Here is a 23,589-nt window from a genome sequence, read left to right as displayed (position 1 = left end):
ACGCGGTGTCCGCCTGCCAGGACACCGCACCGTCGACCCGGCCGCGTCGACCGGGCCCGGGGACCGCCGCGCCCGTCCCGGCTGGCCGGTGTCCCCGCCGGAGCCGGGTCAGCGGGTGGCGAGCAGGGTGAGCATCTCCGGCAGGTCGAAGAAGCGGGCCGTCTCCACCGCCGACGGGGTGCCGTGCTCCGGGTCGGCTCCGGCGTCGAGCAGGGCACGTACCGTCTCGGCGTCGCGCCGGAACACCGCTGCGGCGAGCGCCGTCTGCCCCCGGTCGTTGACCCGGGTGTGGTCCGCGCCCCGGGCCAGCAGCACCGCCACGGTCTGCGGGTGGGCGTGGTAGGCGGCCAGGATGAGCAGGGTGTCGCCCCTGTCGTTGGTCATGTTCACCGGTAGCCCGGCGTCGACGTGGCCGCCGAGTTCGGTGGCCTCGCCCAGCCGGGCCAGGTCGAACATGCGGTGGGCGAAGGCCAGCGTCTCGGCGTCCAACTCCTCGGTCACCGGTCCAGCCTAGAGGTCCGGGCGCGGGCGGTGGCGTGGTCGCCGGGTGCCCGCTGTCACCCCGTCCGGATGCCGGAGCGGGCCGGCCCGCACCGCCTGTCCCAGCATGCGGTATTACCTACTAAACCTATAGGCTTTACAGCTTAGAGTGGTGCGGGACGTTTCACCACGGGAGTGACCATGACCAGCATCCACACCGCCGACCTGCTCGCCGTCGCGGGCCGGTACACCGACCCCACCACCTGGACGGTGCCGCTGTGCTTCGACCGCGCCGAGCGGTGGTACGCCCGGCTCGCCTCGGCCGACGACCACGAGGTCTGGGCGCTGAGCTGGCTGCCCGGTCAGGGCACCGACCTGCACGATCACGGTGGCTCCTCGGGTGCCTTCCTGGTCGTCGCCGGTGAGTTGACCGAACAGACGGTCTCCGGTGGACGGCTGCGCCCGCACCGGCTCGCTGCCGGGACCGGGCGACGGTTCGGCCCCCGCCACGTGCACGTGGTGACCAACCGGGGCGACCGGCCCGCGGTCAGCGTGCACGTCTACCGGCCCGAACTGCGCCACATGACCCGGTACCACCTCGTCGACGGCCGGCTCCAGGTGGCCGAGGTCGCCCTCGCCGGCGTCTCCTGGTGACGCCCCCCCGCCGCTATCCCCGCCCCTGCCGCTGTCCCCACCCCCACCCCCGCCCCCGCCCCCGCCCCTGCTCCGCCCGCCCGTCGGCTCGCCCATGGAAGGACCGCGACGATGCCGCAGCACCTCACCCTCACCGAGAGTTGTCCGGCCCCGCCACCGGGTTCGCGTGGCATCGACGAGATCCTCGCCGAGGCCCGCACCCGCCTGCGCCGGCTCGACCCCGAGCAGGCGCACCTGGCCCACCGGGGCGGATCACTGATGGTCGACATCCGGCCGGCCGCCCAACGGGCCGCCCACGGCACCGTGCCGGGCGCTCTGGTGATCGAACGCAACGTGCTGGAGTGGCGGCTCGATCCACGCTGCCCGGCCCGGCTACCCGAGGCGGCCGGCTACGACCTGCCGGTGCTGGTGATCTGCCAGGAGGGCTACACCTCGTCGTTGGCCGCCGTCGCGTTGCAGGATCTCGGGCTGCACCGGGCCACCGACGTGGTCGGCGGATTCGTCGCCTGGCGGATCGCCGGACTGCCGACCCTGGGGCCGGCGCCGTCGCCCCGTACCCCCTCCCTCGCGCCGCCGGTGACCGCCGGCCGGACGCCGCACTGACCGTCGCGCCCCACCGGGCGTGGCGGACGCACCGCCACACAGGAGGCTCCCATGTCCCTCGTCACCCTCACCGCGCGTCCGCACCCACCGGGCCGCCCCGACCGGGTGGCGCCGGGCCGGCCCCGGTCCACGCCGTCGGTGACCATCACCCTGGACCTGACCGCCGGGCCGCTGACGCCCCGGCTGGCCCGCCTGGTCGACCTGCTCGGCGAACTGGTCGAGACGGGGGAGGGGGCGGTCCGGCTCAGCGAGCCGACGGCCCCGCGCCTGCTGTCGTCGGTGCCGCCCCCGCGCCCGTGGCCGGCCACGATGGACCCGTCGCCGGCCGGTGACGACCCGCAGACCCTGCGGATCTTCGCCGGCACCCGGGTGGTGCGCCAGGGCGAGCGGGAGATCTCGCTCACCCGCATCGAGTTCGACCTGCTGCTCTTCCTCGCCGAGCACCCGCACCGGGTCTTCACCCGGCTCCAGCTGCTCGGCAGCGTCTGGGGGTACGAGCACGCCGTCGCCCGTACCGTGGACGTGCACGTCCGGCGGCTGCGCGCCAAGTTCGGCGCGGACACCCCGCTGGTGACCACCGTGTACGGAGTGGGTTACCGACTCGCCGACGAGGCGAGGGTCCGGGTGGACCGCTTCCGCTGACCGTCGGACCCATTCGCGACGCACCCGGCTCAGCCGAGCGGGTGCGTCGCGTCGTCGTGGTGGTGCCCTGACGCGCAGGCACCCCCCGTTTTGGGGCACGTCGGCGCTTCTGCTGTAATCATCTGGCTCGTACGCAGAGCGAGGGACCGGCTGCGAACTGTTCGTCAATTGTCACATTCATGCAACGCGGTCGCCCCTTGACCCCCGTCCAGGGGCCGGGAAGCATCGATGCAGCGGCGTCCCGGGCCGTGCGGAGTTACCCGGACCAGCCCAAGGAGGACCATGTCGGTCAGCCCCGCATCGTCGCGCGCCGGATGGCATACGTCCCAACCCTCGGTCCCGGGCCGACCCCCCGGCGGCCAGCGTCGGCCGGCCAACGGCGTGACCCCCGTGCTCACCGTGACCCTGTCGATCCCGCTGGCCAGCGAGGAGTCGCTGACCCCGCCGGCCCGCCGGCTGCTGGAGGCGGCCCGCGAGATGCTGGAGCGCGGCGAGGGCACCATCACCACCACCGGCGTCCCCGCCGAGCGGCGACCCGACCAGGTCCCGGCCGGCCGGTCCCCGGGTCGGTCCCTCGCGACCACCATCCCGATGCTGCACATCCTGGCCTCCTCCCGTTCGGTGCTGCGCGACGGCGAGCCGCTGCCGCTGACCCGGCTGGAATTCGACCTGTTGCTGCACCTGGTGGCCCACCCCCGTCGGGTGTTCACCCGGTTGCAACTGCTCAACGCCGTGTGGGGCTACGAGCATGCCGGGGTACGCACCGTGGACGTGCACGTCCGTCGGCTGCGCGGCAAGGTCGGCATCGACGTCCCGTTGGTGACCACGGTCTACGGGGTGGGCTACCGGCTCGCCGACGACGCCCGGGTCACCGTCGACCGCACCGGCTGAGGGCCCGCAGGGCACCATGGGGGGATGCGTGTCCGTCCGATCTCGCCCGACCGGCTCGTCGCCGAGTTGACCGAACGGCTCCTCACGGTCGCGTCCGTACCGGCCTCCGCCGGATCCGCTGCGCCGGCCCATCTACGGGTCGCGGTCGACGGCCCACCGGCTGCGGCTCCCGAGCGGCTCGCCGCCGCCCTGATCGACCCGCTGCGCGCCGGGGGCCGCCCGGCGGTGCACCTGCGTGCCGGGGACTTCCTCCGGCCCGCCTCGGTCCGCTACGAAACCGGCCGGACCAACCCCGACGCCTACTACGAGAGCTGGACCGACGAGGCCGGCCTGCGTCGGGAGGTGCTCGACCCGGCCGGCCCCGGTGGCACCGGGCGGGTGCTGCCCTCACTGTGGGACGCGGCGGCCGACCGGGCCAGCCGGGCGGCCTACCGGGTCCTGTCCCCGGGTTCGGTGCTGGTGGTCAGTGGGGCGTTCCTGCTCGGTGGGGGACTCCCGTTCGACGTCACCGTGCACCTGGTGCTCTCGCCGGGCGCGCTGGCCCGGCGCACCGAACCGGCACAGCGGTGGACCCTCCCGGCCTTCGCCCGGTATGCCGACGAGGTCGCCCCGGCCTCCTTCGCCGACGTGGTGGTCCGGGTCGACGACCCCCGCCACCCGGCTTGGGTGCAGCGGGACGAGGCGACCGGCTGAGCCCTCCGCGTGGCTCACGGGAGGCGGCGCTCACCGGACCGGGAAACCCGGTGGTTTGCCGGATCGGGAGAGTGGGTAATCGCGGGGCTCATCCGGCACGGATGATCTCAACCGTGCCGTCCGAGTCCGGAGCGCGCCGTTCGGCCGCGCCGGTCCCAGGAAAGGCAGGCAGCGATGCTCGTCCACGACACCGCCGGCACCGCCCGTACCACGGCGGAGGCCGACCAGATCCGGACCTCCCTGCGGGCCCGTTACGACGAGTTGTCCGCGGAGTACGAGCAGGCCGTCGCGCAGAGCCAGGTGCTGCGGCTGGTGGAGGTCGGCGACACCGCCGGCGACGACCAGGCCGACAGCGGCACCAAGACCGCCGAGCGGGACACCGCCCAGTCGCTGCTGCGCACCATCCTCGACCGGCGGGCCCAGTTCGAGCACGCGCTGACCCGGCTGGACGAGGGCACCTACGGCTTCTGCGAGGGCTGCACGGCGCCGATCCCGGTGGAGCGGCTCGAGATCTACCCCTCGGCCACCGCCTGCGTGACCTGCAAGCAGAACCGGGAGCGGCGGGCCGCCTGACCGCAGCCCTCCCGCCACCACGCGCCGATCGCCGTCCAGCACGCGCCGACCGCCGTCCACCACCTGCGGCCGGCCGCTGACCGCGGCCCCGGTGCCGCCACCACCGGCCGGTGACCGACGCCGGTCACCTCCCCGCAGGTCGCCTGGTTTCACCTCGTCGGGGTGAGGACGACTCACCCCGCCACCGGGCAGCATCGAAGGTGCCGGCCGGAACTGGCGGACCGGGGCGATGGCTCCGGGCCGTGCCGGCCGGCAGGGCCGACCGGTCGCGTCGTGCGGCCGGACACCGAGAACGGGCACGGAGGTGACCGAGATGGCGGTGCGGGTGGTGGTGGACCCACGACGGGGCGCGGTGCTGCACGTCGTCGGCTCGGGTGGGGACACCCGTCGACCGGAACGGACCGGCCGGGGCGGCAGTCCGACCCGCCAGGGGCGGGGCCCGTCGGGGCCACCCCGACGTGCCGACGACCGTCGGTGGGACGGCGAGCCGAAGGCCGGGAGGTGACCCGATGGCGGAGCAACTGATGTCGGCGTTCGAGTCGTCGGTGGACAAGACCAACCTGATCCTCAAGGACATCGAGCAGGCGTACGGGTGGCCCCGGGCGCGACGCAACCAGTCGTACGCGGCGCTGCGTACGGTGCTGCACCTGCTGCGCGACCGGATGACCGTGCAGGAGTGCGCGGAGTTCGCCGCCCAGTTGCCGGTCCTGGTGCGGGGCATCTACTTCGACGGGTGGCAGCCGGAGAACGTGCCGGTCAAGCTCAACCGGGACGACTTCCTCTACGAGGTCCGGCAGGGCTTCCCGTACGACGTCGAGGGTGGCCCGCAGCGGGTGGCGCAGGTGGTGCTGGACGCCCTGCGCCGGCACGTCACCCAGGGCGAATGGCAGGACGTGAAGTCCGGCATGCCGAGGGACCTGCAACGGCTGATTCCCTGATCCGGGTCGCACGTCGCCCCCGACCCGGGCCCGGCGATCCGTCCCGCGCGTCGGACCGGGCGTCTACGGTGTGGTTAGAGAAGATCGTGTGGGGGGTACCACCCGCACGACAGACCCCGCCCGTGGCGGGGCGGCACACCCGAGGGAGCACCCATGGCACTGAACGACGACGACATCCAGACCACCAGCGGCGGCGGCCTCGAAGGTCCGGCCGACGGCGGCGCGACCCCGGGTCAGCACGACGGTGGCGCGGACGGCAGCGCGGAGGGCCCGGCCGACGGCGGGGCCACCCCGGGTCAGCACGACGGCGGCGCGGACGGCGGGGCCGAGGGCCCGGCTGACGGCGGCGCGACCCCGGGTCAGCACGACGGTGGCGCGGACGGCAGCGCGGAGGGCCCGGCCGACGGCGGGGCCACCCCGGGTCAGCACGACGGCGGCGCCGACGGCAGCGCCCGCTGACCGGCACCATGACGATCATCGACCCGCCGGGCGGCCACGGCCGCCCGGCGGTCCCGTCTGCGGCGACCCGGGCGTTGGCCCGCTGCGTCAGCGTCGAACCGGCCAAGTTCGCCGCGGCCCACTGGGGCCGCGCGCCACTGCTGTCCCGCGCCGCCGAGCTGCCCAACGCCGCCGGGTTCACCGATCTGCTCAGCCCGGACGACGCCGACGAGCTGCTCAGCCGGCGCGGTCTGCGTACCCCGTTCCTGCGGGTGGCCCGCGACGGCCAGTTGGTGCCGGCGGCGCGGTTCACCGGCGGCGGCGGCGCGGGCGCGGAGATCAGCGACCAGGTCCTCGACGAGCGCATCCTGGAGCTGTACGCCGGTGGTGCGACGCTGGTGCTCCAGGGACTGCACCGGCTCTGGCCGGCCCTGGTCGACTTCGCCCGCGACCTCGGTGCCGCCCTGACGCAGCCGTTGCAGGTCAACGCCTATCTCACCCCACCGGGGAGCCAGGGCTTCGCCACCCACTACGACACCCATGACGTCTTCGTGCTCCAGGTCGACGGCCGTAAGCACTGGCGGATCCACCCGCCCGTGCTGACCGACCCGTTGGAGCGCCAGCCCTGGGGCGGTCGGGCCGACGAGGTGTCCGCCACCGCCGACGGCCCGGCCGCACTGGACGTGGTCCTCGAACCGGGCGACGCGCTCTACCTGCCGCGTGGTTGGCTGCACAGCGCCCAGGCGCAGGAGTCCCGCTCGCTGCACCTGACCGTCGGCATCCGGGCGCTGACCCGGTACGCCCTGGTCGAGGAGCTGCTGGCGCTGGCCGCCGAGGATCCCCGGCTGCGGGCCGGGTTGCCCTTCGGCACCGACGTCGCCGACCCGGACGCCATCGAGCCGGAGCTGACCGAGACCGTCGAGGCGCTGCGCGACTGGCTGCTGCGGGCCGACCCGGCTGCGGTCTCCGCCCGGCTGCGGGACCGGGCCTGGCCGGCCGCCCGGCCGGCCCCGATCCGGCCGCTGGCCCAGGCCGCCGCGCTCGACGGCCTCACCGCCGACAGCCGGATAGCACCCCGGGGCGGCCTGCGCTGGCAGCTCACCGCCGACGCCGACCGGGTGGCGCTGCGGCTGGTCGACCGCACCGTCACCCTGCCCGCCCAGTGTGCGGCGGCGCTGCGTGCTCTGCTCCGGTCCACCGGTCTGCGGGTGGGCGACCTGCCCGGTCTCGACGACGACGCCGACCGGTTGGTGCTGGCCCGTCGATTGCTACGCGAGGCGGTCGCCGTACCGCTGTGAGCGCCGGCCCGGCCGGGGCGGCGAGTGGTCCGACCTGCGCCCCGGGCCGGGCGGTCCGGGGCGTGGTCAGCGGGTCGACACCAGCAGCAGGACCGTGGTCAGCACCCCGGCGGCCAGCACGACCGCCAACGGGCGGGGGCCGAGCAGCGCGTGCCGGCGGTCGGCGAGCCGCTTCGCCGGTGCCAGCCCGGCCACCGGGCCGAGCAGCGTCACCACCAGCGCCAGCACCGGCATCCCGACGGCCAGGTCACCACCGTAGCGCTGGCCGACGGCCCGGGCGCCGGCCCCGAGGGCGTACGCGACGACCGCCCCGGCCACCCCGCAGAGGGCGAGCAGCGGGTTCACCGACCCGGGCAGCTCACCGCGCTGCCCGGTCCGGTCCAGCAGCTCGCGTACGCCATGCAGCAGCGGTACCGGGTCGCCGGTGACGTCCCGGGCCGGCCCCGGCGGGTCGCCGAGGCGGCGGGTGCCCAGCAGGGAACGCAGCTCGGCCCAGAGGTGACCGACCTCGGTGTCGACCCGCTCCAGCATCGACCGGGCGTCGGTGGCCTCCTGCTCGGCGTCCCGCAGCTGGGCGCTCGCCTGGGCCACGGCCCGTTGCGCGGCGGCGCACTGCTGGTCGTGCCAGGCCTGCGCCTCGGCCCGCTGGGCGGCCACCCGGCCGGTCAGTTCGGCGAGCCGGCGCACGTGCGCGGCGTAGGTGTCACTGGCGACCGGTTCGTTCATCGGGACGGACCATAAGGGATGATCACCTGTCCGGTGCGGTGCACCGCCCGGTCGAAGAAGAGCCCACGCCACGGACGCGGGTACCAGTCCGGCCCGCCGGAGCCCGGGTAGAGCGCCGAGCCCAGCTCGCCACCCTGCACGTCCAGGGCCACCCAGGCGCCGATCTGGTCGGTGCGGGCAGCCGGCCCGCCCAGGTCCGCCCGCATCCGGGCCACCCCCCGCCACCAGGCCAGCACGTGGGTACGCCGTTCCGGCCCGTCGTGCAGGATGCGGCGCAGCCGGTCCAGCCCGGTCGCACCGGGCGAGCCGGTCGCCAGCGCCCCCGCCGCCGCGTCGACGGCGAACAGCAGCAGGTAGTGCGGGGTGGACGGGGTGCCGGGGCGGGTCAGCGCGGTCGCCGTCTCGGCCATCAGCTCGGCCACCGTTTCCTCGTCGTACCAGGCGGCGTCGTCGGCGAGGTCCTCGTAGAGGGCACGGGCCGCCGGGTCGGCGTCCGGGTCGAGGCAGGCGATGGAGAACCGGGCGCTGCCGGGGCGGTGCTGCCGGGCCAGCGAGCGGGCGGCGGCGTCGAGCACCGCGCACGCCTCGTCGACCCGGGTGCCCAGGATGGCGAGGTTGCGGCCGGGTGCCCGGGGCAACCGCAGCGCCGCCGAGCGGGACTGCACGTCGATGATCTCCCCGAGGACGGCGACCGGGCCGCGCGGCGGGAGGTCATCCTCCGGCGGGGTGAGCGCCCGGAAGTCGGGGGCCTCGGCGAGCCGGGGGATCGCGTCGCCGTCGAAGAGCCGCGCCGGGGCGGCGTCGGCGGGCCGCATCCGCCACAGCCGGTGCTGCAACTCGCTCCAGGTCTCCCAGTCGCTGGCCGACGGGATGCGGGCCACCTGGTTGCCCTCGGTCATCCCCGACTCGGCGTTGACCACCGCGTGGTGGCGGGGCAGCGCCTGCGCGGCGTCGTTGCGTTCGGCGAGGATACGCAGCGCCTTGGGCAGGGCGATCCGCAGGGTGAACTGGGCGACCAGGGCGGGCCGCCCCCACAGCGCCTCGATGCCCCGGACGTCCTGCGAGGCGAGCACCAGGTGGATGCCCTGCGACCGACCGCGTCGGGCCAGGTCCTCCAGCAGGTCGGCGGCCTCCCGGGCCACCACGTCCCGACCCGCCAGCAGCGCCTGGAACTCGTCGACCACCGCGACGATCCGGGGCCAGTGCCCGGTCGGGTCCACCGCGCGCAGCTCGGCCAGCTTGGTCACCTCGTGTTTCTTGGCCGCGTCGGCGCGTCGGCGCAGCTCCTCGGCGAGGAAACGCAGCAGGGCCAGGCCGAACTCCCGGTCGGTGTTCACGTTGATCCCGACCAGCCGCATGTGCGGCAGCCAGCTCGGGTCACGGCGGCCCTGGGCGAACCGGGCGAAGGACACCCCCTCCTTGAAGTCGAGCAGATAGAACTCCAGCTCGGCGGGGGAGTAGCGGGCGGCCAGCGCACCGATCCAGGCGAAGATGAGGTTGGTCTTGCCGGTGCCGGACGGCCCGCCGATCAGCGCGTGCGGGGGATAGTCGCCGAGGGTCAGCAGCACCGGCCGGCCGTGCGGTCCCTCGCCGATCGGGGCGGTGAGCCCGTGTGCCGAGTCGTCCTTCCACATCTGCTCCGGCGGGGGGAGCAGGTCGGTGAAGGGGGTCGGTGGCGGCCCGGCGTTGAACCGGGTGGCGACCTCCCGGCAGGTCTCGGTGACCAGGGTGGCCGGTGGGGGCGGGTCGAGGCGTACCGGGGGGCCGGGTGGGTCGCCGATGCGGACCCCGCCCGGGCCGGTGACGATCCGGGTGAGGCTCGGGTCGTCCGGCAGGTCGATGCCGCGTGTCACCAGGTGCACCCCGCAGGCCGCGCCGGTGCGCACCACCCGGTCGAGCTGGCCACGTTCGTGCCGGGACAACTCGTCCCCGCCGAGCAGTACCGCCACCCGCCACGGTTCGGGGCGTCGGCCGGTGGCCACGGCCAGGGCGCGCAGCGAGCCGTACTCGCCGGCCAGCACCGTCTCGTTGATCCGGCGGATCTGTTCCACCAGGTCGTCGAGGAGCCGGGCCAGCCCGCCCGGACCGACGAAGGTGAGCAGCCCGGCGGTGCCGAGCGGGGCGAAGCCGGCCAGGCCGCCACCGAGGTGTTCGGGGTCGTAGCCGTAGAGCCGGACCGCGCCCGGCTCGGCCCGGCCGACCCCGCGCAGCAGCAGCGCCGACACCACCGCGTCGGCACCCTCCCGGTCGTCACCGAGCAGCTGCACGTGACCGGCGTCGAGCAGCGGCACCAGCGCCGGGACGGGTTCCGCCCCGGGCACCCGCAGGGTGCCGACGCGCAGCGGGCCGGGGCTCTCGCCGCGTCCCGCCTGGGTGACCCGCCACCCGGACCACGGCATGCCGGCCGCCCCGGGGGCCTCCCGACGGGCGGCCTCGGTCGCCCGGTGGGCCAGTTCGGCGAGCCGGGCGGCGTGTCGTCGGTCGATTTCGACGAGTCGTCGGTCACGTTCCACGCCGACCCGCTCCGGTACGGCGGTGGCGGCCCGCCGGACCCGGGTCAGCCGGTCCCGGGCGGCGGTCAGCTCCATCTCCGCCGAGGCGAGCCGGGTACGGGTGACGCCGAGCGCCTCGGAGAGCATCCCCCGCACCCGCGCCGCGACCTGGGCGCGTAGGTCAGCCACGGGGCCCACCGTCCGCCCACGGACTCCTGCGGCCCGGCGCGGGGAACCCGGTGGGTGGCCCCGCGCCCGGCGGCGGGGCCGGCTCGGGCCGGCGGGGTGGGGCCGGCTCGGGCCGGCGCGGTGGGCGTGACCCGGGGTGCCGCTCGGCGGGTGGACGCGGGCGGGAGCGGTCGGCCTCCGGTGCCCGCTCGGGCGGCTGGGGGGCCGGCTGCCTGTCGCGTTCCTCGCGGGGCAGCTCCCGGCCGAGCCGGGCCAGCAGCACCCCGGTGAGCACACCTGCGGTGACGGCGGGGTCGGCGGCGTGGGGTTGCGCGTCGTCCCCGTCACCCCGGCGTGGTGGGGGCATCCGGCAGACCCGGGTGAGCAGGGTGTGCAGCACCGGTGGGGGCAGGCCGGGCAGCAGGTCGCGGACCCGGCCGTCCAGCTCCCGGCGCAACCGGGGCAGGTCGTCGGCGCGGGGCGGGTGGCCGAGTAGTTCCCCGGCGAGGTCGCGCAGCAGCGGCGGGGCGATCGCGGCCAGGCCGAGGCCGACGTCGGCGTGGGCGGCGCGCAGCTCCCGGTGCAGCCGGTCCCGGTCGCCGGAGCGGATGCCGGCCACCACCCGACGCAGCAGCTCACGCGAGTCGGCGACCCGCTCGTCCGGCTGCTCGGCGGGGCCTTCCCGCCCGCCGGTCAGCTCGGCCACCCGGACCGCCCACCAGCGTTTGACGGTGGGGTCCTCGTCGGCGGCCGGTGCCGGTGCGGCCGGCGGTGCGGTGCTCTCGCCCCGGGGTCCGTCGTGGCGTGGCGCGGGACCGTCGGCGCGGGCCGGGGGCGGGCCGTCGGGGGCCAGCCCGATGGCGGCCAGGTATCCGGAGAGCTGCTCCTGGGCGACCCGCAGGGCGTGCCCGGCCGACTCGGCGTGCTCGGTGGCGGCGGCGAGTTCCGGCACCCCCATCGGGTTGGCCGACTCCTGACGTACCCAGCGCAGCCGCTCGGTGGCCTGGCCGAACTTCTCCAGGGCCAGGGCGAGCTGGGCCAGCGGGAACTCCTCGGCGGCGGCCCGTACCTGGGCTCCGACGTCCTCGACGATGGACACGACGCCCCGCTACAACGACGACACGTAGAGCTGTGCCTGTTCCACCGCGACGAGTGTCGCGGCGAGACATTCCTCCAGCTCCTGGCCGGCCTGGGTGAGGGAGGCCTGGGCCGCCTCGACGGTCTCGTGCCCGCTGCCCTCCAACGCCCCGGCGAGGGTCTGCTGCGCCTCGGAGAGTTTCTCCCCGGCGGCCTGCACGGCGCTCTGCCCGTCACCGATCTGTTGGAGGGCGATGTCGATCGCGGCCTTCAGCTCGGCGACGCTCGCCACGGTGACCTCCTGGGGGCGGGGAGATCTCCATTACAACGTATCCCCGACGGGGAGAGAACATCCGCCCTGTCGGTGTTGCTGCCCGGGTGTCCGGTTACCGCCCTGACGTGCGGGAAAGCCGTCGCGGGGTCCCGCAAGCGAGACGCCTGATCCCGTCGGCGGGACTGGGCGGGGGTGGTCCCGGACCCCGGACCGCCCCGGATCAGGAGGGCAACCAGCGGGGGCCGTACACCTCGGCGCCCAGCTCACCCACCCGGCCGCGCAGCTCCCGGTCGGCGGTGACCACCAGCCGACGCCGGTCCGGCGCGTCCCGGACCAGGTCGACGATGGTGTCGTCGCCCGAGCCGGGGGCCGCGACGGTGCGCACCCCCGCCACTCCCGGCACGTCGCGGGCCGCGCCCTCCACCACCAGCACCACCTCGACGGGCGCGGGCAGCTCCGGGGGTACGCCGGCGTCGGCCACCGGGACCAGCCGGTCGCGCAGCCGGGCCGCCGCGCCGGCCCGGTCGTGCCACCAGCCGTCCGGTCGGGAGCCGACCACGTTCGCACCGTCGACGATCAGCAGCGGGTTGGTGTCCATGCCCCCCACCCTGCCACCTGCGGGCGTTTGTCGGGGCGACCGTCGGGTAGCCACCGGCGATCGTGTCGCGCCTACGTGTCGCCCTCGGCGACCCTGCCGCGCCCGAGGAGCGGAGGACAGACATGATGGGACCCGGTGACTTCGGCTCCGACCCGTGGGACGAGTTCCTGGCCCGGTACTTCGGCCGGGGTGAGGGCGGACGCCGGCCGGCCCATCGGGTCGACATCACCCGGCTGATGACCGCCGACGCCCGGGAGATGCTGGCCGACGCGGCCCGCCGGGCCGCCCAGAAGCACAGCACCGACCTGGACACCGACCACCTGCTCTGGGCGGCGTTGCAGCGTGACCCGCTGCGCGACCTGGTCCGCCGCGCCGGTGCCGACCCGGACACCCTGGTCAACGCGCTCGGTGGCCGCGCCGACGGCGCCCCGGGCGGCGAGGTGCCACCCAACCTCTCCCTCACCCCGGCGGCGAAACGGGCGTTGCTCGACGCCCACCAGCTGTCCCGGGCGATGGGGGCGAACTACATCGGCCCCGAACACATCCTGATGGCGTTGCCGCTCAACCCCGAGTCGCCCGCCGGTCGGATGCTCGCCGCCGGCCGGATCCAGCCCGAGTCGCTCCAGGCGGCCGGCGCCGAACGCGGCCCGATGGCCGGCCCGAAACCCGACCGGGGCACCCCCACCCTCGACCAGTACGGCCAGGACCTCACCGACCTGGCCCGCAACGACCAGATCGACCCGGTGATCGGCCGCGCCGACGAGATCGAACAGGCCGTCGAGATCCTGTCCCGGCGCACCAAGAACAACCCGGTGCTCATCGGTGAGGCCGGCGTCGGCAAGACCGCCATCGTGGAGGGACTGGCCGAGCGGATCTGCGACGGCGACGTGCCACAGACCCTGCTCGGCAAGCGGGTCGTCCAGCTCGACCTGGCCGGCCTGGTCGCCGGCACCCGCTACCGGGGCGACTTCGAGGAGCGGCTCAAGAAGGTGATCGACGAGATCCGGGCCCACCGGGACGAGTTGATCATCTTTCTGGACGAGATCCACACCCTGGTCGGCGCGGGCGGCGCCGGCAGCGAGGGCGGCATGGACGCCTCCAACATGCTCAAGCCGGCCCTGGCCCGCGGCGAGCTGCGGGTGATCGGGGCGACCACGCTCGACGAGTACCGGCGCAGCATCGAGAAGGACGCCGCCCTGGCCCGCCGGTTCCAACCGGTGCTGGTGCCCGAGCCCGACGTCGAGGACACCGTGGCCATCCTGCGCGGCCTGCGGGACCGCTACGAGGCCCACCACCAGGTCCGGTTCACCGACGAGGCGCTGGTCGCCGCCGCCGAACTGTCCGACCGGTACGTCACCGACCGGTTCCTGCCGGACAAGGCGATCGACCTGATCGACCAGGCCGGTGCGCGGGTACGGCTGCGCACCCGGACCCCCGCCTCGGACGTGCGGGAGTTGGAGCAGCAACTGGAGGACGTGCGCCGGGACAAGGAACAAGCCGTCGCCGACGAGCAGTACGAGAAGGCGTCCGCCCTGCGGGACCGCATCGCCGAGGTGGAGGCGCAGATCGGGCGGGCCCGGGGCGACGGCGGGGACAGTCAGGTCCCGTCGGTCGACACCACGGAGATCGCCGAGGTGGTCTCCCGCTCCACCGGCATCCCGATCAGCCAACTCACCGAGGAGGAACGCGACCGGCTGCTGCGCCTGGAGGGGCACCTGCACCAGAAGGTGATCGGCCAGGACGACGCGGTCACCGCGATCGCCGAGGCGGTCCGCCGCTCGCGTACCGGGCTGGCCGACCCGAACCGGCCGATGGGCAGCTTCCTGTTCCTCGGCCCGACCGGCGTCGGCAAGACCGAACTGGCCCGCGCCCTGGCCGAGGCGCTGTTCGGGGAGGCCGACCGGATGGTCCGGGTGGACATGAGCGAGTTCCAGGAACGGCACACCGTGGCCCGGCTGGTCGGTGCGCCCCCCGGCTACGTCGGCTACGAGGAGGCCGGTCAGCTCACCGAGGCGGTACGCCGCCGCCCGTACGCGGTGGTACTGCTCGACGAGATCGAGAAGGCCCACCCGGACGTGTTCAACATCCTGCTCCAGGTGCTCGACGACGGGCGGCTCACCGACAGCCAGGGCCGCACGGTCAACTTCAAGAACACCGTACTGATCATGACGAGCAACCTGGGTTCGGAGCTGATCACCGGTGCCCAGCGTACGGTCGGGTTCGGGGTCGGCGCGCAGGGCGACCAGCAGGAGGCCGACGAGCTGCGGGAGCGGCTGATGCGCCGGCTCCAGGAGAACTTCCGGCCGGAGTTCCTCAACCGGATCGACGAGACGATCATCTTCCAGCGGCTGGAGGCCGAGCAGCTACGCCAGATCACCGGCCTGCTGCTGGAGGAGACCCGGCGTCGGCTGCACGCCCAGGACATCCAGGTCGACGTCACGGCGGCCGGCACCGACTGGCTGGCCGAGCACGGCTACCAGCCGGAGTTCGGGGCCCGCCCGCTGCGCCGGGTGATCCAGCGGGAGGTGGACAACCGGCTGTCCCGGATGCTGCTGGAGAACCAGCTCTCACCAGGGCAGAAGGTCACCGTCGACGCGCGGGACGGGCAGCTCACCTTCGACGTGTCCGCCGGCGACCGCGACTACGCGCCCGCCACCACCTCGCATCCCCGATGACCGGAGGGCGGAGATGACCGAACCCGAGGAGACCGAGGAGTACGCCGAGCAGACCCCACCCATCCTCGCGGCCCCGACGGCGAACCCGGGGCGGGTCCAGGTGCCGCCGGAGGGACTCAAGCAGTGGACCGACGACGGGGACCCGGCACCACCCGGGGCACCGGAAGAGGAGGCGTGATGGCACGCGAACAGCGACTCGACCCCGAGGTGGAGGTGCTCTGGGAGGACTTCCACGCCGAGGTGAACGTCCCCTCCGAGCAGCTGCGGCAGTGGCTGCTGACCCGCGGGTCGGGGGAGGAGGCGTTCGGCCCCGACCCGGATCTCGACCTGCCCGAGCCCGGCCGGCAGATCCTGGCCGTGCTGCGCAAGCGCAAGGTCGACCTCACCCCGGCCGACGTGGCGGTGATGCGGACGGCGGTCGACCGGATCCGGTCGTTGGTGGACGAGAAGCCCGGCGACGTCGACGACGAGTGGCGGTACGCCCTGCTCGACCTGGGCCACGACGTCCTCGTCGAACGCTGACCGGGACCGTCGCCCGCCGACCCGGTTCGGATGCCGACCCGGTTCGGCGGGCGGACCGGTCCGGCGGGGCCGGGCGGCTCCGAAGGCTGGTCGACGATGGCGCGGGCACCCGGGACGCCGTCCCGGGTGCCCGCTCGTCGGTGGGCTACTCGGACCCGAGGCTGGGCAGTTGCAGGCCGGCGGCGTCGGCGGCGTCCTGCCGCTCGGCCCGGGTCTGCTCCTCCCGGGTGAGCAGCGTCGCGTACTCGGTGATGTCGGCCGGGTCGGGCACCTCGGGCAGGCGACGCAGGAACGTCTCGACGTCGCGGGCGGCAGCGGTGTGCGCGGTGGCCGCCCGGCGCAGCAGTTCCCGCTGGTCGGCGGCCGGATAGAGATCGGTCATGCAGGGCTGATACCCGTCGTCACGCCGTTCGCACCCGCCCGGCCGGGCGGGCCGTGCCGGTGTCCCGGGCCCCGAACTCGGGATGCCGCAGCAACCAGGCCAGGTAGTCGGGATGCGCGGCCAACGAATCGGTGTACGCGGCCACCGCGTCCTCCAGCACCGCCTCGGCGACCCGGGCCGCCGGGGATTCGGGGTGCCAGCCGAGCAGCAGCCGCCAGCGCAGCGGGATGCCCGCGAGCCGACGGGTCACCAGCCCGGCGACCGGACGGAAGGTGGCCTGGCACAACGCCACCGCCTCCCCTGCGTCGACCAGGTCCATGCAGCCGCGCACGTCGGTCTCGTACACCTTGCGGGGGGTGAACCCGGCGCGGGCGCACGCGGCGGCGAAGCAGTCGCCGAAGCAGCCGTCGCCCGGGGCGGCCACCCACTGCTCGTGGCGCAGTTCGGCCAGACCGACCTCGTCCTGGCCGGCCGTCGGGTGGCCGGCGGGCAGCAGCACCAGCACCGGGTCGACCGCCACCTCCTGCCAGGTCAGGCCGAACTCCGCCGGTGGGGTGGCATCGCCGCAGATCCCGGTCAGTGCGAAGTCGAGCCGGCCACCGGCGACGAGGGCGGCCAGCTCGTCGGCCGACCACGACGCGTAGGTGGTGATCTGGGCGTGCGGCTGCTCGGCGGCGAGCCGGTGCACCAGCCGGCCCAGGATGGGACTGTTCACCCCGCCGAAGCGGTACCGGCCGAGGGCGTCGTCGGCGCCGGCCAGCCGGGCCGCCTCGTCCTGTAGGCCCTTCATCGCCGGCAGCAGCACCCGGGCCCGGGACAGCACCAACTCTCCCAGGGCGGTCGGCCGGGCCCCCCGGCGGTCCCGTTCGAACAACGGACCGCCCAGCGTCCGCTCGATGCGCTGAAGCTGGGCGGTCAGGGCCGGCTGGGCCAGGCCGAGGGCGGACGCGGCCTTGGTCACGCTGCCCGTCTCGGCGATCGCGCAGACCACCCGCAGGTGGCGCAGCTCCAGATTCATATGGTGACGGTATGGCCACTCGTCGATAGACGGAAGGCCCTGAACGCAACCGGCTGGCCGAGCTGAACGGATCGGAGTCGACCGGTCACCGCCGCGCGCGGCGGGTGAGGTCGCTCAGCTGGGTACGCCGGCCGGTCACCGCGTCGCGGAGCTTGTCCACCACTCCGACGGCCGGCTCGACGATCCGGTTCCACGGCGGGGTGGCCGGGGTGCCCGGATGCGGGCGGGTCGGGGCCGCCTCTTCGGCGATCTCCCACCGGTTGCCCAACCGGATCAGCTCGGCGTCGGTGGCCACCTCGCGCAGCGGGACGATCAGCGCGCCGACCGCGGTGACGTGCCGCCGGATCTGGACCACCACGTCGGCGAGCGTCGGGTCGTCCGGGCCGCGCAAGGCCTTCAGCACGGTGAGCAGCGCCGCGTCCGCCGCGATCTCGCGGTCCACCCGGGCACCGGCGTCGGGCAGCGCGGCACGGGCGCTGGGCAGCAGGTACTGCTCCTCCGCCGACAGGTGCCGCGACACCGTGGCGGTGAGCACCTGGAGCACCTCCCGCCGACGCTCGACCGCCAGGGTGGGGTCGGTGACCTGCTCGACGAGGTCGAGCAGTTGCCGGTGCTCGGTGTCGGCGAGATCGGCCATGCTCCGCCCACCGGGGCGGTAGGCGTCGTCGGCGGCCGGGGGCAGCGGGGGCAGGGGAACGGCGGACATGACGCCCTCCTCGACGGGGCCGGCACGGGTCGCCGGCCGGTGCGACGGGCGAAACGGGGACGCCAGCGCCGGTACCCGTACCCGGTGACCGGCAAACCCCGGCGGCCGGTGCGGGCACCCCGGCCCAGGTCGTCCGGCGCTGCCGTCCGGGCCCGGCGGCGCCGGCCGGCCCGGCCGGCGGGTGGTCCCGGTGCGGTCGGCGGGGCGGGACGTGCCAGAGCCGGCCGGGCCGTTCGCGGCGGGACCGGCGACTGGTAGAAAGAGGCGATGACGAGCGATGCCGCCTCCGCCCCGCCCGATCCCACCGTCGAGGTCGTCGACCTCTGCCGTGACCTGCTGCGCATCGACACCACCAACACCGGTGACAACGCCACCAGTGCGGGGGAGCGCCGGGCCGTCGAGTACGTCGCGGAGAAGCTCGCCGAGGTCGGCGTGGCCGCCGAGATCCACGAGTCCGCGCCGGGCCGGGCCAACCTGGTCGCCCGCATCCCCGGCGTCGACCCGAGCCGGGACGCCCTGCTGGTGCACGGGCACCTGGACGTGGTGCCCGCCGACGCCGACGAGTGGTCGGTGCACCCGTTCTCCGGGGAGATCCGCGACGGCTACCTGTGGGGCCGGGGCGCGATCGACATGAAGGACTTCGACGCGATGGTCCTGGCGGTGGTACGCCACTGGCAGCGCACCGGTGTCCGTCCGCCCCGCGACATCGTGCTGGCCTACACCGCCGACGAGGAGGCGGGCAGCGACTACGGCGCGCACTTCCTCGTCCAGCAGCACCGGGACCTCTTCGACGGCTGCACCGAGGCGGTCGGCGAGGTCGGCGGCTTCTCCTACTCGATCAGCGACGCCCAGCGGCTCTATCTGATCGAGACGGCCGAGAAGGGGCTGGACTGGATGCGGTTGCACGCCAAGGGCCGCCCCGGGCACGGCTCGTTCGTCCACGACGACAACGCGGTCACCGCGCTGGCCGAGGCGGTCGCCCGGATCGGCCGGCACCGCTTCCCGATCACCGTCACCCCGACCGTCCGGGCCTTCCTGGCGGAACTGTCCGACGTGCTCGGCGTCGAGCTGGACCCGGACGACCCGGAGACCGCCATCGCCAAGCTCGGCCCGATCGCCAACATCATCGGGGCGACCATCCGCAGCACCGCCAACCCGACCCGGCTCGCCGCCGGCTACAAGGACAACGTCATCCCCGGCCGGGCCACCGCCACCATTGACTGCCGCAGCCTGCCCGGCCAGTCGGAGCTGCTGGAACGGCAGCTGCGCGAGCTGGTCGGCCCGGACATCGAGATCGAGTACATCCAGCGGCAGCCGGCCCTGGAGACCACCTTCGACGGGGACCTGGTCGAGGCGATGTCGGCCGCCCTGCGCGCCGAGGACCCGGGGGCGCGGCCGGTGCCGTACATGCTCTCCGGTGGCACCGACGCCAAGGCGTTCGCGCAGCTCGGGATGCGCTGCTTCGGTTTCGCCCCGCTGCGGTTGCCGGCGGACCTCAACTTCTCGGCGTTGTTCCACGGCATCGACGAGCGGGTACCGGTGGACGGACTACAGTTCGGCGTGCGGGTGCTCGACCGGTTCCTCCGCAACTGCTGAGCAGCACCGGTGCCGCACCTTCCCCCATTTGTTGAAGGGACTGCCTCATGACCGACCAGCACGGTGAGCTGGACGCCGCCCTGGAGCGCGTGATCGACGCGGCCCGCGCCCACCTGACGGCCGTGCGTGCCGCCCAGGGGCGGATCGACGACGACGACGTGTGGCAGGCGTACGTGGCGTTGAACAACGCCTCCTTCGCCTACGACGAGCAGCTGCTCGACGCGTTCGGCGAGGTCACCCCCTGGGACGTGGAGTCGATCGACCCGGACGAGGCCGACGAGCGCTTCGGCGGCGCGGCCGAGGGCGCCGAGGCTACCGATCCGCACCCCCAGGTCATTTCGGTGCGGCAGCGCCGCGACTACCGGGTGCCCAGCGTCTCGGCGCTGCTGCGGGTCGCCGAGGTGGCCCGCCGGGAGGGCACCCCCGAGGACGACGAGCCGGCGCCGGTCGAGGGGGTCGGCGAGGCGGTGCTGGAGCTGTTGCAGAGCGGCGACGGATCGCTGTCCGCCCTGGACGTGCCGGAGCTGGAGCCGCTGGACGGCGTGGTGATGGTCAGCGAGGTGGGCACCCCGGTCGACCTGGAGTCGTTCGACGACGACGACCCGGTGGGCCCGTTCTCCCCGGCCGCCGACGACCGGCTGGTGGGCCGGCTCGACGAGCACCCGTTCCTCGACGAGGACGACCACGACCACGCCGGGCACCAGCACTAGGTGCCGCGCGTGCCGGCCCGGGCTCACCTGACCCGGGCCGGCACGGTGTCCCTCAGCACCCGCCGCGTCGGTGCCGACGGCCAGCCCTCGGTGCCGGTGGCCACTGCCGGGTGCCGGTGGCCTCTGCCGGTGGCGGTGGCGGTGGTCAGCGTCGTGCCGGTGGTCAGTAGGACAGGCCCGGCTGCGGCTGGTTGACCCGGCGGCGACGCAGCACCACCTTGCGGGTGCCGTCGCGGAACAGTTGCACCCGGGCCAGCTCCCAGCCGGAGAACTCGGCCTGGATGGCCAGCTGCGCCGCAGCGGTCAACCGGTCGACGTTCGGCGGCAACCGCAACGGCGCGTATTCGTAGTCCATGCCATCCATGCTGCCCAGCCCGGCGGCCGGGCGCCACCCCCCGGGCGGTGCGCCGCGCCACCACCGGGGGCGACCCCCCGGTCGGCCCGGCCCCCGTCGACCCGGCCCGCCAGGTCCGCCCGTCGGCCGCCCGGACCGTCAGGTCGCCCTGCTGCGCTCAGCCCCACCCGTCAACCCGACACACAGTCGGTCGCCCCGTGCTGCCAGGAATGGTCGTAGCGGCCGGCGATCCGCTCGATGAACTCCTCGACCGCCCGCTCGTCGAGGGTGTCCAGCCGGTCCAGCCGCTGCCAGCCGGTCAACCCGATGCCGTGACCCAGCGGTGGGTAGGGGGCCACCACCACGTCACGGGGATGCCGGCGGCCGAGCCGCTCCAGCTTCTCGACGTCGCCGGGCGGGACGTCCGGGGCGTACTGCACCAGCACGTGGCCGTGTTCCAGCGCGTGCACCTGGAGTTCCTCCGGCACCGCGTCGCGGTAGATGCCCGGCACCACCACCCGGGGCGAGTGCGGCCCCGACGTCGGCGGGAGCGTCCGGTACGGCTCGTGCGGCGCACCCTCGTACGCGATGTGCCGGTCGCCCTCGAACGGTTGCGCGGTGCCGGGCAACCGGTCGCAGGGCAGCGCCGCCTCCCCGCCGACCAGGTTGATCAACACCCCCACCCCGAGGCTGGACATGGTCGCCACACTGAGCACGGTGACCACCACGCTGACCACCGGGCCGAGCCATCTGCGGTTCACGTGGCCAACCTTCCGGCGCGGTAACGATTACGCACGATCACCCCGAGTGGAAGCAGAATGTTGAGCGAGGCGAAAGCCGCCAGCGCAATTCCCTCCCACCAGTAGGCACTGCCGAACGGTGCGCCGGTCAGCACCCCGGCGGCCCACCCCAGGGTCACTTTCGCCCCCGGTAGCAGAAAATGGATGGCGAACCAGACCATCCAGATTACTCCGGCGACATACAACAATCGGTACCAGCGGGACACCCGCAGATCCCGGGCGTGTGCGTCACGCAGCACGGCGCGTTCGGCGGGGGTCAACCGGCGAATCCATTTCTTGACGCTGAGCCGGGTCACCTCGTGCAGGTTGCGGCAGCCGGTCGCGGTGGCCATCACCAGGTACATGTCGGTGCGCAGATAGGCAAGCGTCTGGAAGGCCAGCTTGACGGCCTGACTGAACACCACCATGGCGAGGAACCGCACCATCCCCGGCGGCAGTTCCAGCCAGCCCCGCGACCAGGCGAACCGTGGGGCGACGGCGGCGAACAGCAGGATCCCGTCGATGGCCATACCGGCGAGGAACGGGCCGTAGCGGCGTTCCGGCGGCAACGCCCAGAGCCCGGTCAGGTCGGTCTCCAGCACCGGGAAGATCCCCCGGCGTTCCAACCGCAGCTGCGACCGTACGCCGACGGCCGCCCCGGCGAACGCGTGCCACGCCTCGTGCACCACCGTGAGCAGGGCCACCGTGACATTGGTGATCAGCAGGCTGAGCACCACGTCGGGAAAGATGAAGGTGTCCTCGTAGGTGGGCAGCAGCGACGGCTCGGCGACGAACATCGCCAGGGTGGCCAGCAACGCGCCGACGTAGATCGTCCAGGCCACCCGGCCGAACAACGGCCGGACCAGCCGGGCCGGGATGCGCGACACCGACCAGGGTCGGGCCGGCGCCGGCGGCGGCCCCTCCTGCACCCGGATGATGCCCGCCTCGACCAGCACCTCGACGAAGTCCAACGCGTCGACCGGTTCACCGGTCTCGCGTTCCACCTCGTCGGCGGCCTCGGCGACGGTCCGGCCGGCGGCGAACAACGCCACCAGCCGCGCCCCCACCTCGGGCACCACCACGAAGTTTCCGCTGGCCAGGTCGCCGACGACGTACTCGTCGTCCTCCTCCTGGCGGACCACCAGGTGGGTCACCGGAGGGTGGCTGTCCAACCCGAGCACGGTCACCGTTCCTCCTGGAACCAGCCGCAGGTGTCGCACTTCACGCCGGGCCGGGGATTGACCACGTAGTGGTAGGTCAGGTCGGTCAGGCTCAGGTGGAACATCCGGCCCCGGGTGGTCGTCGGGATGCCGGCGAGGTGGTAGACGACGTCGAGGGCGGCCAGGTGCCCGGTCAGGTTGGCGGTGGGGGCGATCACCGCGTGCCCGGTGAATCCGAACAGCTCCTCCGGCTCGGTGCCGTGCTCCTCACGCAGCCGGTCGGTGACGCTCGGCAGGCACGCCTCGCAGCAGGTCTGACCGGGCACGAAGAGACCGATCACCGCCATCGGGCCGGCGTACTGGGCGAGCATCCAGGGGGTGCCGGTGGCCAGGGCGGCCCGGTTGGTCCACTCCCGGATGGCGTGCCGGGGCTGGTCGGCGCAGAGCACCAGCAGGTCGCGGTCGCGCATCAACGCCGCCACGTCCGCCGTCGAGTCGACCCGGGCCTCCTCGCCGGTCACCGTGACGTGGGAGTTCATCAGGCGCAGCCGGGCCACCGCGGTGTCCACCTTGGCGGCGCCGATGTCGTCCTCGGTGTAGAGCAGTTGCCGGGTCAGGTTGCCCGTCTCGACCACGTCGAAGTCGACGCAGTGCACCGTGCCCACCCCGGCGGCCACCAGCGAGGCGGCCACCGCCGAACCGGAGCCGCCGAGCCCCAGCACCACCACCCGGCCCGCCTTGAGCCGGGCCTGCACCTCGTAGCGGGAGGTACGCGGGGTGAGATCCACCCAGGCGTGGTAGGTGAACGCCCGGTCGTAGCGGTCGATCTCCGCTGGGCTCAGCTCGGGCGGGGGCGGCGCGGCGGCGTCCTCCACGTACCCGGCGTCGATGATCGTCTCCAGCGCGTCGGTCGCCTCGTCGGCCGTCATCTCCGGGTGCCCGGCGAGCAGCGCCGCGACGATCTCGGCCCGGGTGCGGGTGCCGTCCATCAGACCGAGCAGCGCCCAGAGGCTGCCGTCCTCGTCGTCGATCTCCGCGCCGATCCCCAGCTGCCGACCACCGATGTTGATCAGGGTCGGGCGGAGCCGTACCGGCTTGTGGATGCCCTTGATCCGGGGCCGCTGCATCGGGCGAAGACCTCCTGGAAGATGGCCGGCCGGGG

28 protein-coding genes are annotated in these 23,589 nt (G+C 74.3%); 15 read left to right on the top strand and 13 right to left on the bottom strand.

Annotated features, from left to right (window positions below):
* Positions 1-108: 108 nt before the first annotated feature.
* Positions 109-501 (bottom strand): ankyrin repeat domain-containing protein, encoded by a 393-nt coding sequence (locus JQN83_RS07480; RefSeq protein ID WP_208566297.1) that lies wholly within the window; start codon positions 499-501, stop codon positions 109-111.
* Positions 502-681: 180 nt separating this feature from the next.
* On the opposite strand from JQN83_RS07480, the gene JQN83_RS07475 reads away from it, so the two are divergent.
* From JQN83_RS07475 to JQN83_RS07430, 10 genes are all read left to right on the top strand, one after another.
* Positions 682-1,134 (top strand): cysteine dioxygenase, encoded by a 453-nt coding sequence (locus JQN83_RS07475; RefSeq protein WP_208566296.1) that lies wholly within the window; start codon positions 682-684, stop codon positions 1,132-1,134.
* Between the two features lie 111 nt (positions 1,135-1,245).
* Positions 1,246-1,737, top strand: a complete 492-nt coding sequence (locus JQN83_RS07470; protein WP_208566295.1) for a rhodanese-like domain-containing protein — start codon at positions 1,246-1,248, stop codon at positions 1,735-1,737.
* Between the two features lie 51 nt (positions 1,738-1,788).
* Positions 1,789-2,379 (top strand): winged helix-turn-helix domain-containing protein, encoded by a 591-nt coding sequence (locus tag JQN83_RS07465; RefSeq protein ID WP_208566294.1) that lies wholly within the window; start codon positions 1,789-1,791, stop codon positions 2,377-2,379.
* Between the two features lie 282 nt (positions 2,380-2,661).
* Positions 2,662-3,270, top strand: coding sequence for a winged helix-turn-helix domain-containing protein (locus JQN83_RS07460; RefSeq protein WP_208566293.1), 609 nt, complete (start codon positions 2,662-2,664; stop codon positions 3,268-3,270).
* A gap of 24 nt (positions 3,271-3,294) precedes the next feature.
* Positions 3,295-3,963 carry a nucleoside/nucleotide kinase family protein gene (locus JQN83_RS07455; protein WP_208566292.1) on the top strand — a complete coding sequence of 223 codons (669 nt, stop codon included), beginning with the start codon at positions 3,295-3,297 and terminating at the stop codon, positions 3,961-3,963.
* Positions 3,964-4,137: 174 nt separating this feature from the next.
* Positions 4,138-4,536 carry a TraR/DksA family transcriptional regulator gene (locus JQN83_RS07450; protein WP_208566291.1) on the top strand — a complete coding sequence of 133 codons (399 nt, stop codon included), beginning with the start codon at positions 4,138-4,140 and terminating at the stop codon, positions 4,534-4,536.
* 313 nt (positions 4,537-4,849) lie between these two features.
* Positions 4,850-5,041, top strand: a complete 192-nt coding sequence (locus tag JQN83_RS07445; protein WP_208566290.1) for a hypothetical protein — start codon at positions 4,850-4,852, stop codon at positions 5,039-5,041.
* A gap of 4 nt (positions 5,042-5,045) precedes the next feature.
* Positions 5,046-5,474: a DUF2267 domain-containing protein gene (locus JQN83_RS07440; RefSeq protein WP_208566289.1), complete on the top strand. Its 429-nt coding sequence runs from the start codon at positions 5,046-5,048 to the stop codon at positions 5,472-5,474.
* A 153-nt stretch (positions 5,475-5,627) separates the two neighbouring features.
* The gene (locus JQN83_RS07435; RefSeq protein ID WP_208566288.1) at positions 5,628-5,933 is read left to right on the top strand and encodes a hypothetical protein; all 306 of its coding nucleotides are present in this window, start codon (positions 5,628-5,630) and stop codon (positions 5,931-5,933) included.
* 8 nt (positions 5,934-5,941) lie between these two features.
* Positions 5,942-7,210, top strand: a complete 1,269-nt coding sequence (locus JQN83_RS07430) for a cupin domain-containing protein (RefSeq protein WP_208566287.1) — start codon at positions 5,942-5,944, stop codon at positions 7,208-7,210.
* A gap of 66 nt (positions 7,211-7,276) precedes the next feature.
* Here the strand turns inward: JQN83_RS07430 and JQN83_RS07425 are convergent, their stop codons facing one another.
* From JQN83_RS07425 to JQN83_RS07405, 5 genes are all read right to left on the bottom strand, one after another.
* The gene (locus JQN83_RS07425; protein WP_208566286.1) at positions 7,277-7,936 is read right to left on the bottom strand and encodes a hypothetical protein; all 660 of its coding nucleotides are present in this window, start codon (positions 7,934-7,936) and stop codon (positions 7,277-7,279) included.
* Positions 7,933-10,617 carry an FtsK/SpoIIIE domain-containing protein gene (locus JQN83_RS07420; RefSeq protein ID WP_208566285.1) on the bottom strand — a complete coding sequence of 895 codons (2,685 nt, stop codon included), beginning with the start codon at positions 10,615-10,617 and terminating at the stop codon, positions 7,933-7,935. Before JQN83_RS07420 ends, JQN83_RS07425 begins: the two co-directional genes overlap by 4 nt.
* The gene (locus tag JQN83_RS07415; RefSeq protein WP_307799074.1) at positions 10,610-11,695 is read right to left on the bottom strand and encodes a hypothetical protein; all 1,086 of its coding nucleotides are present in this window, start codon (positions 11,693-11,695) and stop codon (positions 10,610-10,612) included. Before JQN83_RS07415 ends, JQN83_RS07420 begins: the two co-directional genes overlap by 8 nt.
* 9 nt (positions 11,696-11,704) lie before the next feature.
* Positions 11,705-11,965 carry a hypothetical protein gene (locus JQN83_RS07410; RefSeq protein ID WP_208566284.1) on the bottom strand — a complete coding sequence of 87 codons (261 nt, stop codon included), beginning with the start codon at positions 11,963-11,965 and terminating at the stop codon, positions 11,705-11,707.
* A 202-nt stretch (positions 11,966-12,167) separates the two neighbouring features.
* Complete coding sequence (locus JQN83_RS07405) at positions 12,168-12,545, bottom strand: hypothetical protein (RefSeq protein WP_208566283.1); 378 nt, start codon at positions 12,543-12,545, stop codon at positions 12,168-12,170.
* Between the two features lie 122 nt (positions 12,546-12,667).
* On the opposite strand from JQN83_RS07405, the gene JQN83_RS07400 reads away from it, so the two are divergent.
* From JQN83_RS07400 to JQN83_RS07390, 3 genes are read left to right on the top strand one after another with little or no spacing between them, the layout of a single operon-like run.
* Positions 12,668-15,220, top strand: a complete 2,553-nt coding sequence (locus tag JQN83_RS07400) for an ATP-dependent Clp protease ATP-binding subunit (RefSeq protein ID WP_208566282.1) — start codon at positions 12,668-12,670, stop codon at positions 15,218-15,220.
* Between the two features lie 13 nt (positions 15,221-15,233).
* A complete protein-coding gene (locus JQN83_RS07395) occupies positions 15,234-15,398 on the top strand; it encodes a hypothetical protein (protein ID WP_208566281.1) in 165 nt (54 codons plus the stop codon).
* A complete protein-coding gene (locus JQN83_RS07390) occupies positions 15,398-15,742 on the top strand; it encodes a DUF3140 domain-containing protein (protein WP_208566280.1) in 345 nt (114 codons plus the stop codon). Before JQN83_RS07395 ends, JQN83_RS07390 begins: the two co-directional genes overlap by 1 nt.
* A gap of 145 nt (positions 15,743-15,887) precedes the next feature.
* On the opposite strand, the gene JQN83_RS07385 is transcribed toward JQN83_RS07390, so the two are convergent.
* The 3 genes from JQN83_RS07385 to JQN83_RS07375 form a co-directional block, all read right to left on the bottom strand.
* Positions 15,888-16,124 (bottom strand): hypothetical protein, encoded by a 237-nt coding sequence (locus JQN83_RS07385; RefSeq protein ID WP_208566279.1) that lies wholly within the window; start codon positions 16,122-16,124, stop codon positions 15,888-15,890.
* A 19-nt stretch (positions 16,125-16,143) separates the two neighbouring features.
* Positions 16,144-17,142: a LysR family transcriptional regulator gene (locus JQN83_RS07380; protein WP_208566278.1), complete on the bottom strand. Its 999-nt coding sequence runs from the start codon at positions 17,140-17,142 to the stop codon at positions 16,144-16,146.
* Positions 17,143-17,227: 85 nt separating this feature from the next.
* A complete protein-coding gene (locus tag JQN83_RS07375; protein ID WP_208566277.1) occupies positions 17,228-17,848 on the bottom strand; it encodes a hemerythrin domain-containing protein in 621 nt (206 codons plus the stop codon).
* Positions 17,849-18,115: 267 nt separating this feature from the next.
* On the opposite strand from JQN83_RS07375, the gene JQN83_RS07370 reads away from it, so the two are divergent.
* Together JQN83_RS07370 and JQN83_RS07365 are read left to right on the top strand one after the other, a co-directional pair.
* Positions 18,116-19,444 (top strand): M20/M25/M40 family metallo-hydrolase, encoded by a 1,329-nt coding sequence (locus JQN83_RS07370; RefSeq protein ID WP_208566276.1) that lies wholly within the window; start codon positions 18,116-18,118, stop codon positions 19,442-19,444.
* A gap of 47 nt (positions 19,445-19,491) precedes the next feature.
* Complete coding sequence (locus tag JQN83_RS07365; RefSeq protein ID WP_208566275.1) at positions 19,492-20,154, top strand: hypothetical protein; 663 nt, start codon at positions 19,492-19,494, stop codon at positions 20,152-20,154.
* 163 nt (positions 20,155-20,317) lie between these two features.
* Here the strand turns inward: JQN83_RS07365 and JQN83_RS07360 are convergent, their stop codons facing one another.
* From JQN83_RS07360 to JQN83_RS07345, 4 genes are all read right to left on the bottom strand, one after another.
* Positions 20,318-20,509 (bottom strand): DUF5703 family protein, encoded by a 192-nt coding sequence (locus JQN83_RS07360; RefSeq protein WP_088646215.1) that lies wholly within the window; start codon positions 20,507-20,509, stop codon positions 20,318-20,320.
* 170 nt (positions 20,510-20,679) lie between these two features.
* Positions 20,680-21,249, bottom strand: coding sequence for a thioredoxin-like domain-containing protein (locus JQN83_RS07355; protein ID WP_208566274.1), 570 nt, complete (start codon positions 21,247-21,249; stop codon positions 20,680-20,682).
* Positions 21,246-22,454: a PqqD family protein gene (locus JQN83_RS07350; protein ID WP_208566273.1), complete on the bottom strand. Its 1,209-nt coding sequence runs from the start codon at positions 22,452-22,454 to the stop codon at positions 21,246-21,248. Before JQN83_RS07350 ends, JQN83_RS07355 begins: the two co-directional genes overlap by 4 nt.
* On the bottom strand, positions 22,451-23,554 hold the full coding sequence (locus JQN83_RS07345) for a HesA/MoeB/ThiF family protein (protein ID WP_208566272.1): 1,104 nt from the start codon (positions 23,552-23,554) through the stop codon (positions 22,451-22,453). The genes JQN83_RS07350 and JQN83_RS07345 overlap by 4 nt, the downstream gene beginning before the upstream one ends.
* Between the last annotated feature and the right edge of the window lie 35 nt (positions 23,555-23,589).

The sequence above is a fragment of the Micromonospora antibiotica genome (assembly GCF_017599305.1).
GTDB classification, from domain to species: Bacteria; Actinomycetota; Actinomycetes; order Mycobacteriales; family Micromonosporaceae; genus Micromonospora; species Micromonospora antibiotica.
This window is presented reverse-complemented; position numbering and strand designations above follow the sequence as displayed.